At 71.3% G+C, this 16839-nt stretch carries 17 protein-coding genes; 9 read left to right on the forward strand and 8 right to left on the reverse strand.

Annotation, left to right across the window (positions count from 1 at the left end; all coding sequences use genetic code 11):
* Nucleotides 1–656, reverse strand: a 656-nt coding sequence (locus tag F4558_RS00005; protein WP_167942859.1) for an ABC transporter substrate-binding protein, incomplete at its 3' end; no start/stop codon positions are given.
* Nucleotides 657–897: 241 nt separating this feature from the next.
* Here F4558_RS00005 and F4558_RS00010 point away from each other — a divergent pair.
* From F4558_RS00010 to nudC, 3 genes are read left to right on the forward strand one after another with little or no spacing between them, the layout of a single operon-like run.
* Nucleotides 898–2205, forward strand: a complete 1308-nt coding sequence (locus tag F4558_RS00010) for a M16 family metallopeptidase (RefSeq protein ID WP_082377700.1) — start codon at nucleotides 898–900, stop codon at nucleotides 2203–2205.
* Nucleotides 2202–3545: a M16 family metallopeptidase gene (locus tag F4558_RS00015; protein ID WP_167942860.1), complete on the forward strand. Its 1344-nt coding sequence runs from the start codon at nucleotides 2202–2204 to the stop codon at nucleotides 3543–3545. Before F4558_RS00010 ends, F4558_RS00015 begins: the two co-directional genes overlap by 4 nt.
* Nucleotides 3546–3591: 46 nt before the next feature.
* Nucleotides 3592–4536 carry an NAD(+) diphosphatase gene (gene nudC, locus F4558_RS00020; RefSeq protein WP_167947132.1) on the forward strand — a complete coding sequence of 315 codons (945 nt, stop codon included), beginning with the start codon at nucleotides 3592–3594 and terminating at the stop codon, nucleotides 4534–4536.
* A gap of 123 nt (nucleotides 4537–4659) precedes the next feature.
* On the opposite strand, the gene F4558_RS00025 is transcribed toward nudC, so the two are convergent.
* The 3 genes from F4558_RS00025 to F4558_RS00035 all read right to left on the reverse strand — a co-directional run bounded on the left by F4558_RS00025 (nucleotide 4660) and on the right by F4558_RS00035 (nucleotide 6433).
* Nucleotides 4660–4935, reverse strand: a complete 276-nt coding sequence (locus tag F4558_RS00025) for a hypothetical protein (RefSeq protein ID WP_167942861.1) — start codon at nucleotides 4933–4935, stop codon at nucleotides 4660–4662.
* Nucleotides 4936–5142: 207 nt separating this feature from the next.
* Entirely contained in the window at nucleotides 5143–5382 is a 240-nt protein-coding gene (locus F4558_RS00030) for a DUF397 domain-containing protein (RefSeq protein WP_053660355.1), read from the reverse strand.
* 70 nt (nucleotides 5383–5452) lie between these two features.
* Entirely contained in the window at nucleotides 5453–6433 is a 981-nt protein-coding gene (locus F4558_RS00035; RefSeq protein WP_053660353.1) for a helix-turn-helix domain-containing protein, read from the reverse strand.
* Between the two features lie 221 nt (nucleotides 6434–6654).
* Between F4558_RS00035 and F4558_RS00040 the strand changes: the two genes are divergently transcribed.
* Complete coding sequence (locus F4558_RS00040; protein WP_167942862.1) at nucleotides 6655–7962, forward strand: MFS transporter; 1308 nt, start codon at nucleotides 6655–6657, stop codon at nucleotides 7960–7962.
* Between the two features lie 67 nt (nucleotides 7963–8029).
* On the opposite strand, the gene F4558_RS00045 is transcribed toward F4558_RS00040, so the two are convergent.
* A complete protein-coding gene (locus tag F4558_RS00045; RefSeq protein ID WP_053660612.1) occupies nucleotides 8030–8272 on the reverse strand; it encodes a mycoredoxin in 243 nt (80 codons plus the stop codon).
* A 92-nt stretch (nucleotides 8273–8364) separates the two neighbouring features.
* Between F4558_RS00045 and F4558_RS00050 the strand changes: the two genes are divergently transcribed.
* From F4558_RS00050 to F4558_RS00060, 3 genes are all read left to right on the forward strand, one after another.
* On the forward strand, nucleotides 8365–10530 hold the full coding sequence (locus F4558_RS00050; RefSeq protein WP_053660349.1) for an ATP-dependent DNA helicase UvrD2: 2166 nt from the start codon (nucleotides 8365–8367) through the stop codon (nucleotides 10528–10530).
* 121 nt (nucleotides 10531–10651) lie between these two features.
* Nucleotides 10652–10903 carry a hypothetical protein gene (locus tag F4558_RS00055; RefSeq protein WP_053660610.1) on the forward strand — a complete coding sequence of 84 codons (252 nt, stop codon included), beginning with the start codon at nucleotides 10652–10654 and terminating at the stop codon, nucleotides 10901–10903.
* Between the two features lie 129 nt (nucleotides 10904–11032).
* Nucleotides 11033–11398, forward strand: coding sequence for a WhiB family transcriptional regulator (locus tag F4558_RS00060; protein WP_053660347.1), 366 nt, complete (start codon nucleotides 11033–11035; stop codon nucleotides 11396–11398).
* Between the two features lie 292 nt (nucleotides 11399–11690).
* Here F4558_RS00060 and F4558_RS00065 read toward each other — a convergent pair whose 3' ends face one another.
* The 3 genes from F4558_RS00065 to F4558_RS00075 all read right to left on the reverse strand — a co-directional run bounded on the left by F4558_RS00065 (nucleotide 11691) and on the right by F4558_RS00075 (nucleotide 14520).
* Nucleotides 11691–13037, reverse strand: a complete 1347-nt coding sequence (locus tag F4558_RS00065; RefSeq protein ID WP_053660608.1) for an ABC1 kinase family protein — start codon at nucleotides 13035–13037, stop codon at nucleotides 11691–11693.
* The gene (locus F4558_RS00070; protein WP_167942863.1) at nucleotides 13034–14146 is read right to left on the reverse strand and encodes a TOMM precursor leader peptide-binding protein; all 1113 of its coding nucleotides are present in this window, start codon (nucleotides 14144–14146) and stop codon (nucleotides 13034–13036) included. The genes F4558_RS00065 and F4558_RS00070 overlap by 4 nt, the downstream gene beginning before the upstream one ends.
* 206 nt (nucleotides 14147–14352) lie before the next feature.
* Nucleotides 14353–14520, reverse strand: coding sequence for a DUF5679 domain-containing protein (locus F4558_RS00075; protein WP_167942864.1), 168 nt, complete (start codon nucleotides 14518–14520; stop codon nucleotides 14353–14355).
* A 494-nt stretch (nucleotides 14521–15014) separates the two neighbouring features.
* On the opposite strand from F4558_RS00075, the gene F4558_RS00080 reads away from it, so the two are divergent.
* Nucleotides 15015–15545: a M48 metallopeptidase family protein gene (locus F4558_RS00080; RefSeq protein WP_053660343.1), complete on the forward strand. Its 531-nt coding sequence runs from the start codon at nucleotides 15015–15017 to the stop codon at nucleotides 15543–15545.
* A 423-nt stretch (nucleotides 15546–15968) separates the two neighbouring features.
* A complete protein-coding gene (locus tag F4558_RS00090) occupies nucleotides 15969–16577 on the forward strand; it encodes a glycosyltransferase family protein (protein WP_167942865.1) in 609 nt (202 codons plus the stop codon).
* Nucleotides 16578–16839 lie beyond the last annotated feature (262 nt).

Here is a 16839-nt window from a genome sequence, read left to right on the forward strand (position 1 = left end):
TTGCCGCCGGCGTTGATCAGGCGGGAGACGAACGGCTCGGGCACCCAGGCGCCGTCGATGGCACCGCTGTTGAAAGTCTCCACCGTCTGGGCGTTCTCCTGCGGGACGATCTTGACATCGCCGCCGCCCTCCTTGGTGGTCGTCAGCCCCTGCTGCTTGAGCCAGTAGCGGACCGCCACGTCCTGGGTGTTGCCCAGCTGCGGGGTGGAGATCTTCTTGCCCTTGAGATCCTGCGGGCCGTTGATGCCCGGCTTGACCACCAGTGCCACGCCTCCGGAGGCCGCGCCGGAGATGACCCGGACCGCCTCGCCCTTGGACTTGGAGAACGCGTTCACTGTGGGGTTCGGGCCGATGTAGGTCGCGTCGAGCGCGCCGGAGAAGATGGCCTCGATGGCGGCCGGGCCGGCGTTGAAGGTCTTCGACTCCAGCTTCACGTCGGCGCCGAGCTTCTCGGCGAAGATGCCTTTCTCGACACCGACCACCGCCGGTGCGTGCGTGATGTTGGGGAAGTAGCCGAGCCGGAGGGTCACCGGGCCAGAGCTGCCGCCCGCGCCCTCGCTGTCGTCGCCGCACGCGGCGGTGCTGCCCAGGGCGGCCGCGCCGACGGCGGCGAGGGTGGCCAGGGTGACCATCCGGCGCAGGGGGAGGCGTCTCATCGTCCATCCAATCCGCAGTATTCCTACTTAGTTGGTAGGAAGAGTGGGCCAGGGTCGGGCCAGCGTCAAGGCCCATCCACATGTCGGGAAGGGGCGTCTCAGTTATGTCGGCATTTCCTACCAGCTTGATGGGACTGGCCGCCCCGCACGGCTGCCGCGCAGATGCTGCCCGTGTCGCCGACCGGTGGCGCTCCCCGCAGGTCGCCCGTGGTGGCAGTGCCGGCGCGCTAGGGTCGACCACGTGGCGCGGAGATCCAGAATTCCAGCGACGAAATATCCCGTCGAGCGGTTCACCCTCGACAACGGCCTGCGGGTGGTCCTCACGCCCGATCGCAGTGCCCCGGTGATCGGGGTGGCGGTGGTCTACGACGTCGGCATCAGATCCGAACCGGAGGGGCGCACCGGCTTCGCTCACCTCTTCGAACACCTGATGTTCCAGGGCTCGGAAAACCTCGAGAAGCTTGCCCACTTCCGGCACGTACAGGGCGCTGGGGGCACCTTCAACGGCTCCACCCACCTGGACTACACCGACTACTTCGAGACGCTGCCGAGCAACGCGCTGGAACGCGCGCTGTTCCTGGAGGCGGACCGGATGCGCGGCCCCCGGCTGACCGAGGAGAACCTGCGCAACCAGGTCGACGTGGTCAAGGAGGAGATCCGGGTCAACGTGCTCAGCCGCCCGTACGGTGGTTTTCCCTGGCTGACCCTGCCGCCTGTCATGTTCGACACGTTCCCCAACGCGCACGACGGTTACGGCTCCTTCGACGACCTGGAGTCGGCCACCGTCGCCGACGCGGAGGATTTCTTCCGCCGCTACTACGCCTGCGGTAACGCGGTGTTGGCTGTCAGCGGCGACATCGACGTCACCGAGGCGACCGAGCTGATCACCCGGCACTTCGGCGACGTACCGGCTCGCCCCGCACCGGTCCGGCCCGACTTCACCGAGCCCGACCTGACCGCCGAGCGGCGCACCTCGTACACCGATGCCCTGGCACCCCTGCCGGCGGTCGCTGGCGCATGGCGGGTGCCCGACCCGATCACCGACTTCGCCGGCTACCTGCCGTACGTGGTGCTGGCCGAGGTCCTCACCGACGGTGACGCCTCACGGCTGGTCGAGCGGCTGGTCCAGCGGGACCGCTCGGTGACCGGCCTCAGCGGGTACCTCGGCTTCATGGGTGACCCGTTCGACGTGCGGGACCCGACAGCGCTGCTGCTTCAGGCGCACCTGCCGCCCGGAGGTGACGTGGACAAGATGCTGCGCACCGTCGACGAGGAACTGGACCGGCTGGCCACCGACGGGCTGACCGACGGGGAACTGGCCCGGACCCAGGCCCGGATGGCGACCCACCTGCTGCGCGACACCGACGCGGTGCTCGGCCGGGCGTTGCAGATGGCAGTCCTCGAACAGCAACGCGGCGAGCCGGGTCTGCTCAACGACCTGCCCCGCCTTGTCGGTGACGTGACCGAGGAGCAGGTCCGGGCCGCCGCGGCGACCCTGCGTCCGGAGCGCCGCGCCACGATCGAGGTCATTCCCGGAGGTGCCCGATGAGCGTCACCGTGTCTGCTGGGCCGCGTGCGCTGCCGGCGCTCGGGCCCACGCGCAAGCTCAAGGTGCCGAAGCAGTCCGAGCGCACGCTGGGCAACGGGCTTACCGTGATCGCGGTACGCCGGCCGGCGGTGCCGCTGGTCGAGCTGCGGCTCTGGGTGCCGTTCGGCCGGGTCAACGTGGCGCGTGGCGCGATGCTCTCGCAGACCATGCTCTCGGGCACCGAGTCGATGACAAGCGTGCAGATCGCCGCCGAGTTGCAGAAGGTGGGCGCCGGGCTGTCCGCTGGCGTCGACGCGGACCGGCTGATGCTCTCGGGTGCCGGCCTGGTCACCGGGCTCGACCGGATGCTTGAGCTGATGGCCGAGGTGTTGACCGGTGCCAGCTATCCCGGCGACGAGGTGTCGACCGAGCGGGATCGGCTGATCGACCGGATCCAGGTCGCGCAGAGCCAGCCGACGCACCTGGTTCGGGAGGCGCTGCTGAAGCGGATCTACGGGCGGCACCCGTACGCGGCGCAGACCCCGGAGCCGGGTCAGATCCGCGCTGTGCGGCCGGCGGCGCTGCGTACCCTGCACGCCGAGCGGGTACATCCGGCCGGCGCGCAGTTGGTGGTGGTCGGTGACGTGCAGCCGGAGAAGGCTCTGGACGCCGTCGAGCGGGCGCTCGGCGGTTGGGGCGGTGCCGGGCGTACGGCGACCCTGCCGGCCATCCCGCCGCTGGAGACGGGGCCGCTGCTGCTTGTCGACAGGCCTGGCTCGGTGCAGTCCTCGTTGCGGGTGGCGCTGCCGGCGGTGCCGCGTACCGACCCGGACCACGCTGCTCTGCAACTGGCCAACCTGGTCTTCGGTGGTTACTTCTCCTCCCGTTGGGTGGAGAACATCCGCGAGGACAAGGGCTACACGTACGGCCCGCACTCGGTGATCGAGCATTCGGTGGCCGGATCGATCCTGGTCGCAGCGGCCGAGGTGGCCACCGAGGTCACCGGCCCGGCGCTGTTGGAGACGACGTACGAGTTGGGTCGGATGGCGTCGCTTCCGCCGAAGCCGGAGGAGTTGGAGCAGGCTCGGCAGTACGCCCTGGGCACCCTTCAGCTCGGCATGTCCACCCAGGCCGGGTTGGCGGCGTTGACAAGTGCGTACGCCGGTAACGGCCTGCGTCTGGACTTCCTCGCCGAGTACGCGGCCCGACTGGCGGCGGCGACCGTCGACGACGTGGCGCGGGTCGCGGCCCACCACCTCGCGCCGTCCCGGGCGGCGGTCGTGGTGCTCGGCGACGCGGAGCGGGTGGCCGACGGGCTGGCAGCGTTGACCACGGTGCGGGTCGAGCCGGTGCAGCCGTGATCCGACCGGTCTCGCCGGCCGGGGCGGGCGCGTCGTGAGCGGGGAGATGGTGCCGCCGCTGGCCCGGTCCACCCTGGATCGGGTGGCGCACCGGCGGGGCGACTCGCTGTGGCTCACCGAGGCGTGGCTGCGCGGCCGGGTGCTGCTGCTCGACTCGACCGAAGGGCAGACGCTGGCCCGTACCGACGTGTCACCTCCGGCGCTTGTGCTGTTCGCCGCGGACGACGTGCCGGCCGGCTCCGAGGCGATCGCCATGTTCCTCGGTGTCGAGCCGGACGGGGTGCCGGTCTTCGCGGTGGACACGCCCTTGCCGGCGCTGCCGGGGACCCGGGCGGTCAACCTGCGGGAGGTGGGTCACCTGCTGGCCGACCGGGAGGCGGGCATCTTCACCACGGCGCTCGCCTTGGTCAACTGGCACAGCCGGCACGGCTATTCGTCGGCGACCGGGGCGCCGACCGCGATGGACGAGGCCGGTTGGTCCCGGGTTGACCGCAACGGAGGGCGGATCTGGCCGCGTACCGATCCGGCGATGATCGTGCTGGTGCACGACGGCGTGGCCGGGCCGGACGGACGTTGCCTGCTCGGTAACAACGCCGGTTGGGCGGGCACCCCGGGCGGTCGGCGTTACTCCTGTCTGGCCGGTTACGTCGAGCCGGGGGAGTCCGCGGAGGCCGCCGTGCTGCGCGAGGTCCGCGAGGAGGTGGGCATCACTGTCGACCGGATCGGGTACGTCGGCAGCCAGGCGTGGCCGTTCCCCGGCTCGCTGATGCTGGGCTTCCTGGCCGTCGCGGACCCGGCGGAACCGGTGCGGGTCGACCCGTCCGAGATCGCGTACGCCAGGTGGTTCACCCGTGCCGAGATCGGGGCGGCGTTGGCCGGTCGGACAGTGGACGTGGGTGACGGGGCGCGGCTGATGCTGCCGCCGCCGTCGTCGATCGCGCTGTTCCTCATCCACCGCTGGCTGGATGGCTGGGTGGACACCGGCGGGTGAGTGCGGTCCCGGCCCGTGGCCGCCGTTGCCGCGGCGGTCACGGGCCGGGAACACGGGCCGCCGTGGTCGATCTGGGCGGGTAACGCGGCGGGGGAGCCGGTCCGACCACGGCGGACGTCTGGGTCAGGTGCCGGTAAGGCCTGATCGGCGTCGGAACACGGGCCGTGGCTCGCTGAGCGGCAGGACCTTGACCCGTTGCTTTCCGGCGCGGACCGCGCCGACAGTGGACAGGGCCCGGGCCAGCAGCAGCGCGGCGTCGCGGTCCTCGGCGTGCACGATTTGTCGGCGCGGCTCGGGCGTGGTCGTCTCGTCGCGGAGTCGGTGGCCGTCTGCCCAGGCCGCGGCGATGTCCCCGTCGGCGACGGTGCGGATGTCGGTGCGAACGATCAGGAAACGCATGTGGGTCTCCGGATGAACCGCGACAAATGAGCGGTGTGGAAGTTCCACCTTCACCGGTCATGCTACGCCGCGTAGTCATCCCAGCAAGTGAAACGCGCCTATTGATTTCGAGTCATCCGATCGGTGGATGCCTGGTCAGCGGGTCGACGCGGATGCAGCGACGGGGCCGCCGGCGAACTGCCGACGGCCCCGCTTCTGGCTGACGGCTCAGTTCAGATCGAACTGGCCCGTCTTGGTTCCAGCGATGAAGCCGAGCCATCCGGCCCGGTTGAACAGCAGCACCGGGCCACCTCGGTCCTTGCTGTCGCGCAGCGCGACCGCTGACGGTCCGGTGCCCAGCGGGGCGACCTCGACGCAGTTGGAGGTCTGGCTGCGCGTGCTGGTACGCCAGGGCGCGTCCGCCAACGAGTCGGCGGAGATGGACGGCGTGTTGTGGATGTTGTTCATGGTTCTGCTCCTGATGTGAACCGATCCGATGGGACGAGTGGTGCCGCACGCCCCGACGGAGGTCCCTGGTTCACAGTTCCGTCAGCCGCCCCGAGCCGCGGCGACGTTGGACCGGCGCCGTTGCCGGGCCGAACGCCACTGTGGATGGGGGCGTCGCCTCGGTCACCCGTCCTGTCGCCTCGATCAGCCAGGAGAGGGTGTCCGAGGCGTTAAGTGCCGCCGTGCATAGCCACTCGAACGCCACTTTATAGCGATTTAGCGTGTTTGCCTCGGTCGACATGACGTCGGTGAACCCCCCTTCGATGGCCAATGTCTCCGGATCGAGTGGATCGGCGAACCGATAGAGGGAGAACGCGGTCGGCGGAAGGTACCAATCGCCGATCTGGGTGTCCCGAAGGAGCACGTGCAGCGTCACGTTCGGCAGAAGGGCCAGCTCGCACAACTGGACCAGTTGCTCGTGCAACACCTCCGGTGGGCCGGCCCGCCGGCCGAGGGCAGCCTCCTCCAGCACGGCTGTGTAGCGCGGCGCGTGCGGCTCCCGGGTCAGCAGCGACTGGCGGGCCAACCGCGCCTGCACCTCGGTCTCCGGCTCGTCGCCGGGCTTCGGCTCACCGGCGCTCTCGGCCACCTGGCGGGCCGAGACGATCCGGACCCGCGCGTACCCGGCGGTCTGCAACAGGCCGGGCACCAGCACCGGGCTGTACTCGGAGATCTCCGCGCAGCCCGCCTCCAGTTCGGCCCAACTGCGCTGCTGCTGAGTCATCACCGGGAAGTTCTTGAGCCAGCCCCGCATGTCGCCGGCCTCACCGGCGATCCCGAGCAGCTCGTCGTGCAGTGCCGCGTCGGCACCGTAGAGGTCGAGCAGCACGGCTACGTCCTGCGGGTCCGGTCGGCTGCGACCGTTCTCCAACCGGGACAGTTTGGACGCGGACGCCCAACCGATCCTCTCGATGACCTGGTCACCGGTGAAGCCCGCGACCTCGCGCAGGCGGCGCAGCTCTAGGCCCAACCTGCGGCGACGCATGATCGGGCTGGGTGCGGCAGGAGGCACAGTGTCCTCTTTCCCGTCGACCGCCGCAGACGCGACGGTAACTGTATGAAATTCGGCCCCCACGGTCAGTATGGACGGCGCGACCGGCGCCGGAGGTTCCGGCGGGGGCGTGTCTTGCGAAAAATGGACCCTGGGTACGCCGTGACGACGGCGAACCCCGCGGTCGCGGCCCCGTCGACCCCGCCCACCCCAGGGCACGCCATCCCCGCCGGAGGGATCCCATGCGCACCGTCCTGCGCCGACCCGACTTTCGCCTGCTCTTCGCTGGTCTGCTTGCCAGCATGACCGCCGAATCGATCCTGTTGCTCGCACTCGCGATCTGGGTCAAGGATCTGACTGGCTCCAGCGGGCTGGCCGGCGGCACCATCTTCGCCGTCATCGCCCCCATGACGTTGGCGCCACTTGTCGGCTGGTTCGTCGACAGGTACCCGCGCCGCCCCTTCTTCGTGGCCGCCAACCTGGTCACCGCGGCGCTGCTCACCCCGTTGTTCACGGTCCGGGACGCCGGCGACATCTGGCTCGTCTACCTGGTCGCGGCCCTGTACGGCCTCTCCTCGATCACGCTCGGCGCGGCGCTCAGCGGGCTCATCCGGCAACTGGTGCCTGTGGAGCTGCTGGCCGAGGCGAACGGCGCGCTGCAGACCGTACGCCAAGGGCTTCGTCTTGTCGGCCCGCTTGTCGGCGCGGCGCTCTACGCCGCGTTCGGCGGGTGGGCGCTGGCCGGGATCGGCATGATCGGCTTCGTCACGGCCGCCGTGGTGGTGACCGCGGTGCCCAACCCGCAGCCGAGCACGCCGACCGTGCGGCTGCGCTGGCCCGCCGAGCTGGGTGCCGGCCTGCGGCACCTGGCCGGTGTGCCGGCTCTGCGTCGGGCCCTGCTCGGCTACGGGCTGGGATCGCTGGTGATGGGCTTCAGCGAGTCGCTGATCTTCGCCTACGTCGACCAGGGGTTGGGCCGCAACGCCGCCTTCGTGGGCGTGCTGGTCACAGTGCAGGGCGTGGGCGGGCTGCTCGGCGGGCTCTGCTCACCGGCGCTGGTCCGCCGGCTCGGCGAGGTCGGCACGCTGGCCGCAGGCGTGGCCTTCTTCTCCCCGGCCGCGCTCGCGCTCGCGTACCCCGATCTGCGGCTCGCCTTCGTGGCGGTGCTGCTGGCCGGCGTCTCGCTTCCGCTGACGATGGTGGGGCTGCACACACTCATCCAACGGCGTACCCCGCCGGTGCTCGTCGGTCGGGTCGCCGCGGCCACCCAGGCGGTGGTCAGCGGCCCGCAGGCGCTCTCCATCGGCGCTGGCGCGCTGCTCGTCGGTGTCCTCGACTACCGGGCGCTGTTCGCGCTTGTCGGGGTGGCCACCTTCGCGGCCGGCGCCTATCTCTGGCGGGGCCGACACCTGAGCCCGCCGGCCGGGGGCCGCCCGCTCCTGCCGCCCACAGTGCCGACGAGCCCGTCCATTCCGGCGCAGCGCCGCCCGGCCGAGGTGGAGATCGACAAGCCGACGACGACGGGAACCCCGCGCGTGCCCCGGCGGTGACCGACGCCGGACGCGACGAACGGCCGCCCGGATGCGGACGGCCGTTCGTCGAGGGGTGACTCGCCCGTCAGGCGGTGAGAGCCGCCAGGTGCTGCTTGACCTGGGTGATCGAGGGGTTGGTGAGGGCGCTGCCGTCGGCGAACCGCAGCGTCGGCACCGTCTGGTTGCCGCCGTTGACACCCATCACGAACTCCGCGGCCTTCGGGTCCTGCTCGATGTCGACCACCTCGTACCCGATGCCCTCCCGGTCGAGCTGCGACTTCAGCCGGTGGCAGTAGCCGCACCAGGGGGTTGAATACATCGTCAGCATGGTCGGATCCTCCAACTCCTCCGGCCGCGGCTTGCGGATCAAGCCGAGGCTGTCCGCTACAACGTTCGGAGGAGCTGAGATGATTCCTGGTTGTGGTGGTTCACTCAGCGTCGGAACGCGTACTCGCCGGGCTGGACCCTGAGCAGCGCTCCGCGGTGACCGCGCCCGCCGGCCCGGTCTGCATCCTTGCCGGCGCCGGCACCGGCAAGACCCGGGCGATCACCTCCCGGATCGCCCACCGGGCACTCTCCGGTGAGATATCCCCCCGGCACGTGCTCGCGGTCACCTTCACCGCCCGTGCCGCCGCCGAGATGCGACACCGTCTCACTCTGCTCGGGGCGCACGGTGTCCAGGCGCGGACCTTCCACGCGGCCGCGTTGCGGCAGGTGCGGTACTTCGCGCCCCGCCTGCTGTCCGGCCGGGCCATGCCCGAGCTGCTGGACAGCAAGGTGCGGCTGGTCACCCTCGCCGCGGCCCGGGTCGGCCTGCGCACCGACCGGGCCGCCGCGCGCGACCTGGCCGGCGAGATCGAGTGGGCCAAGTCGTCGCTTGTCGAGCCGACGGACTACGTGGTGGCCGCCGCCCGGGCGTTGCGCGACACACCGCACGAGCCGGCGAAGGTCGCCGACGTGTTCACCGCGTACGAGCAGCTCAAACGCTCGAACGGCGTGATCGACTTCGAGGACATGCTGCGTGCCGCGGTGTGGGGCATCGAGGAGCACCCGGACGTCGGCGAGCAGATCCGCACCCAGTACCGGCACTTCGTGGTCGACGAGTACCAGGACGTCAACCCACTCCAGCAGCGGTTGCTGGACGCCTGGCTGGCCGGCCGCAACGACCTGACCGTGGTCGGCGACGCCAGCCAGACGATCTACTCGTTCACCGGGGCCACCTCGGCGTACCTGGTCGACTTCCCCCGCCGGCACCGCAACGCCACGGTGGTCCGGCTGGTCCGCGACTACCGCTCCACCCCGCAGGTGGTCGGGCTGGCCAACGCGGTGATCTCCCAGGCCCGGGGCACCGAGGCGCGGTTGCGGCTGGAGCTGAGCGGGCAGCGCCCACCCGGCCCCGAGCCGGACCTGCGGATCTTCACCGACGAGCCGGCCGAGGCCAACGCGGTGGCAGCCCGCTGCCGAGCCCTGATCGACGCGGGCACGCCGGCGAAGGAGATCGCCGTGCTGTTCCGGATCAACGCGCAGTCCGAGGCGTACGAGAAGGCGCTCACCGAGGCCGCGGTGCCGTACGTGGTGCAGGGCGCCGAGCGGTTCTTCGAGCGGACCGAGGTCCGCCAGGCGATGGTCGCGCTGCGTGCCGCCACCCGCTCGATCCCGGGGGAGACCCCACTGCCGGCAGCCGTCGTCGAGGCGCTCACCGCTGTCGGCTGGGCTCCGGACGCACCCCCGGCCGGCGGCGCCGCCCGTGAGCGCTGGGAGGCCCTGGCCGCGCTGGTCCAGCTCGCCGAGGAGTACGCGGCCACGCCCGAACTCGTGCCGATCGGCGAGGCGGCGTCGGTGGAACGCCCTGTCACACTCACCGACTTCACCGAGGAACTGGCCCGCCGGGCCGCCCAGCAGCACGTACCGACCGTGGACGGGGTCACCCTCGCCTCCCTGCACTCGGCCAAGGGCCTGGAGTGGGACGCCGTCTTCCTTGTCGGCCTCGCCGAGGGCACGCTTCCCACCATGTACGCCAAGACCGTCGAGCAGGTCGAGGAGGAACGGCGACTGCTCTACGTCGGGATCACCCGGGCGCGGGAGTGGCTCTGGCTGTCGTACGCCGCCGCCCGTTCGCCCGGAGGCCGGGCCCGGCGGCCGTCGCGTTTCCTGCCCCAACTCGACCGCTCCGGCGGCACCGAGCGGGCAGCTCCCGGCACCGGCCCGGCCCGCCGCACCGAGCGCCGCCGGACGCAGATCATGTCCTGCCGGATCTGCGGCGCCACTCTGCTCGCCGGCCCGGACCGCAAGCTGGGTCGCTGCCCCACCTGCCCGTCCGACATCGACGACGAGCTGCACGAACGGCTACGCGAGTGGCGGCAGCGGGTGGCCGGCACGCAGAAGGTCCCGGCGTACGTGGTCTTCACCGACGCCACCCTCACCGCGCTGGCCGAGCGACGCCCCGGCCGTGCCGAGGAGCTGATCGCCATCGCGGGCATCGGCCCTCGCAAATTGGGCCTGTACGGCGAGTCGGTGCTGGCGCTGGTGGGGGGCGCGAGTGTGGACGATGTCTGCCCGGAGAAAACTTTCGAAATCTCGTCGTAAATTCGTTTGCCCTCGCCCTGTGGCGAGGAATAGCCTCAGGACACACCACGCGAGCGGCGCCATTCCGGCTGCTCACCGGGGTTGGTCCAGTCGATCGAGGAACGTGAGGGAGGTGGCCACCGTGGAGATCTTCACCTATGAGCGTCCGACGGCGATGCCGTCTGTCCACGCTCCGCTGTCGGCTGTCTGGGTGGCCCTCCCGGCCACGCGACCGTCGGTTCCGCAGGTGCACCAGGTTCAGGTCGAACTGAACCTGACCGTTGCACCGGCCACCGGAATCGAGGGGACCAGTGGCATCACGGGCATGGGCATCCAGGGCGCCAAGAAGCGCACGGATCTCCGCGGCGTTCCACCTCGAGGCAGACCGGTCTGACCATCAGACACCGGCTCACCTCGAGGCCGCGGAACCCGCTTACCGGGATCCGCGGCCTAGTTTTTTGCCCCGCCGAAGTACGTCGGAATGCGATCCACGAGATCGAAGTGAGAGAGAGGTGACCGGGCGATGAGTCTGGCGTTGGCCCCCGTCGACATGAGCGTCGACATGGAGGCGAACCTGCCCTGCCGGAAGTTCGACCCCGACCTGTGGTTCTCCGACTCGCCCGCCGAGCTCGAGCTGGCCAAGTCGCTCTGCGGGGACTGCCCGCTGCGCGTCGAGTGCCTCGCCGGGGCGGTCGAGCGAGCGGAGCCGTGGGGCGTCTGGGGCGGCGAGATCTTCGAGCGTGGCGCGGTCGTCCCGCGCAAGCGGCCCCGTGGCCGTCCGCGTAAGGAGGACGTCGCTCGTGACGCCGCACTGCGGGTCGAGGCCGAGGCGCGCTTGGAGGCCAGTGGGCTGTCCGAGGCGCGTGGCGCGGTCCGGCTGGCAGCCTGACAACTTCCCGAATCCGTACCAACTACGCCGGTGCCACACCGGCAGTTAGAGAGACGACGATGTTGAACGTTCCGAATGGAGCCTTTGAGATGCAACTACTCCACGAAGCGTTGTCCCGGGCTCGAATGCGCCGGCCTCAGGCCGGTCGTACCACCACGAGCACTGAGGCAACCCGTTCCGCCCGTACCGTCGCCATGAACAGCCGCAACCGTTCGGCACGCGACCTGGGCGTTCTCTAGTACCACCCCATGCGGAAGGGCGGGTGCCGGCCGGCACCCGCCCTTCGTGACGTTCAGGCCACGGGGGCGAAGCCGGGCAGCCAGCGCTCCAGGATGCCCCGGTACGGGGCCTTCGCCTCCAACTGGCACAGCACGCCGATCGACCCGAGCGTCACCCGGTGGATGAGCAGGTACGACGGCGGCAGGTTGAGCTGGCGACTCAACTGGTACGTGGGGGAGCGGGGGCTGGCCAGTCGCGCCGCCTCGGCCCGCAGCCAGGCCCTGGTGAACCGGAACCCGTCGGCCGCGATGGGCTCCAGCATCGGACGGAGGAAGTCGAGGACCCCCTCGGCGTCGATCTCGTCGTCGGCCCCGATGAACCCCTCGGACCGGAGCCCTTCGACCACCCCGTCGGCGTCGCCGCGTAGCGCCCGCCCGGCGATGCGACCGATCGGCTCCGGTGTTCCCTCCGGCATCCGGGCCACCGCACCGAAGTCGATCACGCCGAGGCGGCCGTCGGGTAGCAGTCGGAAGTTGCCCGGGTGCGGGTCGGCATGCAGCAGACCCGCCCGCTGCGGCGCGGAGAGGTGCAGCGTGGCCATCAGCCGGCCGGCCTCGTCCCGCTGCTCCTCGGAGCCCTCCCGGATGATGTCGGCAAGCGGGGTGCCGGTAACCCATTCGGTGACAAGCACCCGGGGCGCCCCGGAGATCACCTCCGGGATGAAGATCTCCGGGTCGTCGGCGTACGCGGCGGCGAAGGCGCGCTGCGACTCGGCCTCCAGCTCGTAGTCCAGCTCCTCGGTGATCCGTTCGCGCAACTCGACAAGGAGCGGCTTGATGTCGAGGCCGGGCTGGATGGCCCGGAACATGCCGCCCAGACGGGAGAGCTGCTTGAGGTCGGCGAGCAGCGCGTCACCCGCCCCCGGATATTGGATCTTGACGGCCACGTCGCGGCTGTTCGGCTCGCCCGACGGGTCGAGCCCCGGCTCGCGCCACCGCGCCCGGTGCACCTGGCCGATGCTTGCCGCCGCGGCCGGAGTGTCGTTGAACTCGACGAACCGATCGCGCCAGTCCGGGCCGAGCTGCTCGGCAAGCACCTTGTGCACGCTCGCGGCCGGCAGCGGCGGCGCCGCCTCCTGGAGCTTGGTGAGCGCCTGCCGGTAGGGCGCGGCGATCTCTTCGGGCAGCGCCGCCTCGAAGACCGAGAGCGCCTGGCCGAACTTCATCGCACCGCCCTTGAGCTGGCCCAACACGCTGAACAGCTGCTCGGCGGTGCGCTGCTGGATCTCTGCGGAGATCACGTCGGAGGCGATCCCGGTGACGCGCTTTCCCATGCCGAGGACGGTCCGGCCGGCGAAGCCGAGCGGCAGGGCGGCGAGCTTGGCGGTCCGGGACACGGCCCGGCGCGGGATGTCGGTCACCCGGTCATTGTTACCGACCGGAGGGCTCCGCTGCTGCTCTGCGGCCGGGCTGGTGCCGACACCCGGCTCCGCGAGCACCCGCACGCCGGGTGTGGCGGCCAGCTGCGGCGGCGAAAGCGACACGAGTCGGTGATCTCCATGGCGCCGCCCAACGTCTCCGGGCTGCCGCCGTCGAGATGCGCCAGAGCCTCGGTCAACGCGTACCCGATGGCCGTGAGCAGGGTGCCGGTCGTGCCGGCGGCGACCGGCTCGGCCGCGGCGAGCTGGGCGGCGAGTCGCGGCCACGCCGGGTCACGATCGGTCCGGTGCAGCTCGATGCAGTGCAGGCAGGGCCCGGCGGGCGGGCGGACCAGGGGACCGATGACCGGTACGCCCTCGCGGACGGTGACAAGCAGATGCGGCTGACGGCGCTGGGCGAGGCCGGCGGCGAGGAGCGCTGGCGGACGGTCCGTGCCGAGCTGGATCACCAGGTCCGCCCGCGGGCTCCGGAGCGGATGGGTGCCGGTGCCCGGGGCGACGCGGTCGATGGCGGCCCGCACCGCCCGGGCCAGCGGGGCACCCATGTCGGTCGCCGGGATGCCGGTGCCGACCAGGTCGATCGGGCGGACCGGGCCGGTGAGGTCCGGGATCACCTGCCCGACGCCGGACTGGGCCAGCGCGATCGCGAGCGGCCCGCCGAGCGCCCCTGCCCCGGTGAGCAGCACCCGGGCCGCTCGCCGTCGCCGCAGGATCTGCGCGGGAGTTCCGGGCAGTCGGGCCGCGACCAGGGCCAACGCCCCGGCTTCGGCGGCGAGCCGGGCACGGGCCGGCCCGGCGAGGTCGCGGGGGAGCAGGCTGTGCGCGGGCACCAGGAGGCCCGCCGCGCGCAGGGCGTCGAGCAGGGTACGGGCGTCGTCGGCGGTGACCCGGGCCGCGCTCGCCTGGGTGAGCACGGCGCGTTCGCTGCGGGTGCCGTCAAGGAGATCGAGCAGGTGGGCGGCGCGTGGGTTGGCAAGCTCCAGCAGCACGGCGAGGCCGGGGCCGATGCCGAGTTGCAGCGTGTGCCTGTCCCGCCAGAGGCGGCTGAGGCCGGGGAGCAGCATCGGGCGGGGCAGTGCGGTACGACTCATGATGACGAATCGTGACCGAGCCCCTGCGCAGGGTCGATCGTTATCCACAGATGACCGGAGCTGTATCCAGCGCTGTCCACAGGATTTGCCGGGTTATCCACAACTCGCCGGTAACCGTGTCAGTCACCCGACAGGGAGACCCGCCGGACCGGCAACGGGGGGCGGGGTGACCGCTCGGCCACCCCGCCCCCCATTGACCCGTACGGTCAGACCTTCGCCTTGCCCAGGATGCGGTTCACTGTTGTGCCGCATACCGGACATTTGCCCTTGGCCATGTTCATGCCGGTCTTCGAGACCTCCACGTGCCCCTCGAAGTCCCGCTTCTCCTTGCACTTCACGCAGTAACCGTTGTAATTCTGGGCCTGGTCGGCCACGGTGCCCCTCCTCGTCTCGTCCGCCGGTCGATGCCGTCCCGGCGGGTGCCCCGGCGGCGGGCCACGCGGGGCGGCCGGCGCTGGGTCTCATTCCGCAGCCACCCTCGTGACCGCTGGTCCGCGGACCCTACCCAGGTCTGGGCGGTTCCATGTCAGCTGTGCATCGACCTGTGAGCAAGTCGACGTCGAGAGTGTGCATGGCGAATTAGGTCGGATAAGTCAGTTTGGCGGGGACACGCCGACGAACCGTCGCAGACACCCGTGCGAGTACCCCGAAGGTGATCATCTACGGTGGTGCGGGGCATGCGGCCGCCAGCGGTGTTCACCATGGGTGACGAGGCGGCTGGCGGCGGCCCAGCCAAGAAATTTTCGGGACGCCGAGCGACCAATCATCACTTTCTGGGCGCGTGTCGGGTGGTTGACCCTTGCGGACCCCTGGTCAGTACGCATTAGCTTTCCTTCGTGACACGTAGCCGAGGCTGCGCGGGCCAGTGATGGCGGGGACGCGTAAGCCGGTCGTCGAGGTGCGGCGCAGCCAGCGCCGGCGACGCACGGTGTCCGCGTACCGGGACGGTGAGCGGGTCGTCGTCCTCATCCCGGACCAGTTCTCCCGGGCCGAGGAGAGCGAGTGGGTCGACCGGATGCTCGCCCGGCTCGCGGCACGCGAGGGTCGACTTGCCCGCTCCGACGCCGAACTGGTGGCCCGGGCCAACCGTCTGATCGGTCTCTACCTCAGCGGGTACGGCGACAAGGCGGTGCCCCTCAGCGTCCGGTGGGTCACCAACCAGAACGGCCGCTGGGGCTCCTGCACACCCGCCGATCGCAGCATCCGGATCTCCCACCGCGTGCAGGACATGCCCGAATGGGTGATCGACTACGTGCTGCTGCACGAGCTTGCCCACCTCATCGTGCCCAGCCACAACGCCCGCTTCTGGGCGCTTGTCGGCCGCTACCCCAAGGCCGAACGAGCCCGCGGCTACCTCGAAGGCGTAGCCGCCGCCTCCTGCGCCCCGGTCCCCACCTGACCGGTCCGCCGTCGCCCCTCGGGCTGTGGCGCCTTGGGCGGTCGCCCCTCGGGCTGTCGCGCCTCTACCGGCGCCGCCGCGCGGGGAGTCGTCACCTCTCCGGCCGTGGTTCCGCCGGTGAGCTTCGGTCCTTTGGCCGCCGCGCCTCTGTCGACGTCCCGCCGCGCAGGGTGCCGGCACCTTCTGGGTGTGGTTCCGCCCGGTGAGCTTCGATCACCCCGCAGATCGAGGTCGGATCGGGCTTGGTCGGGTCGGCACAGGTGAAGGCGGGGCGGGAGCCGTGGGAACGCCCTGATCGAGGCCGTTCCTCCACCACCAGCACGGAGGCTCACCCACCACCAGGACGGAGGCTCACCCACCACCAGGACGGAAGCGGGGCTGGGGTGGGGCGACGGGGCCGGGGCGGAGGGATATGGTCTGGGCATGGCGCGGCGGGTTGTGGTGGCGTTGCTCGGTCCGGTCCGCTGGTCGCCGCCCGGCATCGACCGGCAAGACTGGCGAGCGGCGCTCGCCGAGGACGTCATCGACCTGATCGCCACCCTCAACGAGGTGGACGTCGCCGTCGCGGTCACCCCTGCCGACCGTGCCTTGGCGGATGCACTGGTCTGGCCCGGCACCACCGTGTACGAGGTGGCCGAGCCGACGCCGAACGCGGTGTTCGCCGCCGTGGACGGCTACGACCAGGCGGCCGTGCTCGCCGGCGACGTGCCCGACCTACCGGCGTTGACGGTCGGCAAGTTGCTGCGCCCGCTCACCACCCGGCCGGTGGCGGTGGCTCCGGTCGAGGGCGGCGGCCCGGGTCTGCTCGGGGTCGCCGCGCGGCTGCCGGCGCCGGGTTGGCTACGCCCGCTTGACCTGGACACAGCGACCCCTACCGACGCCCGGGCCGGCGCGCCCCGACCGGGGGACGTCGCCGTCACCGCCGGCTGGCGACGACTGCGCGGCCCGGCCGACCTGGCCACGTTGGACCCGGCCTTCGAAGGCTGGGAAGCCACCCGCGCCCTGCTCTCGGGCGCCGGCCGGCCAACCTGACGAGCCCGGGCGTTCTGCCCCGGAGTCGGCTGGCCCGCATGAGGGGCCCGCGCGCCTGCTCCCTCCCGGGCGCGGCGGCCAACCTGACGAGCCCGGGCGTTCTGCTTTCGGGAGGCGGCGGGCACGCCTGACGGGCTCGCGGGCGGCAAGCCTGATCAACGGTGACTCCGGCCGGCGATTTCCGAGGCCATCGCGGTCACCTGTCGACCAATGAGCCGGGCGCCCGCCGTTGAGCGGCGCGGGCGCCCGGACTTCTGGGCTC

The sequence above is a fragment of the Micromonospora profundi genome, from assembly GCF_011927785.1.
GTDB lineage: Bacteria > Actinomycetota > Actinomycetes > Mycobacteriales > Micromonosporaceae > Micromonospora > Micromonospora profundi.

What these genes read in the sequence shown, in the direction of transcription:
- F4558_RS00045 (WP_053660612.1), bottom strand. Translation starts at nt 8,272, where the DNA reads ATGCTGACGATGTATTCAACCCCCTGGTGCGGCTACTGCCACCGGCTG.
- nudC (WP_167947132.1), top strand. Translation starts at nt 3,592, where the DNA reads ATGGTGCCGCCGCTGGCCCGGTCCACCCTGGATCGGGTGGCGCACCGG.
- F4558_RS00025 (WP_167942861.1), bottom strand. Translation starts at nt 4,935, where the DNA reads ATGCGTTTCCTGATCGTTCGCACCGACATCCGCACCGTCGCCGACGGG.
- F4558_RS00040 (WP_167942862.1), top strand. Translation starts at nt 6,655, where the DNA reads ATGCGCACCGTCCTGCGCCGACCCGACTTTCGCCTGCTCTTCGCTGGT.
- F4558_RS00080 (WP_053660343.1), top strand. Translation starts at nt 15,015, where the DNA reads ATGGCGGGGACGCGTAAGCCGGTCGTCGAGGTGCGGCGCAGCCAGCGC.
- F4558_RS00030 (WP_053660355.1), bottom strand. Translation starts at nt 5,382, where the DNA reads ATGAACAACATCCACAACACGCCGTCCATCTCCGCCGACTCGTTGGCG.
- F4558_RS00090 (WP_167942865.1), top strand. Translation starts at nt 15,969, where the DNA reads ATGGCGCGGCGGGTTGTGGTGGCGTTGCTCGGTCCGGTCCGCTGGTCG.
- F4558_RS00015 (WP_167942860.1), top strand. Translation starts at nt 2,202, where the DNA reads ATGAGCGTCACCGTGTCTGCTGGGCCGCGTGCGCTGCCGGCGCTCGGG.
- F4558_RS00060 (WP_053660347.1), top strand. Translation starts at nt 11,033, where the DNA reads ATGAGTCTGGCGTTGGCCCCCGTCGACATGAGCGTCGACATGGAGGCG.
- F4558_RS00070 (WP_167942863.1), bottom strand. Translation starts at nt 14,146, where the DNA reads ATGAGTCGTACCGCACTGCCCCGCCCGATGCTGCTCCCCGGCCTCAGC.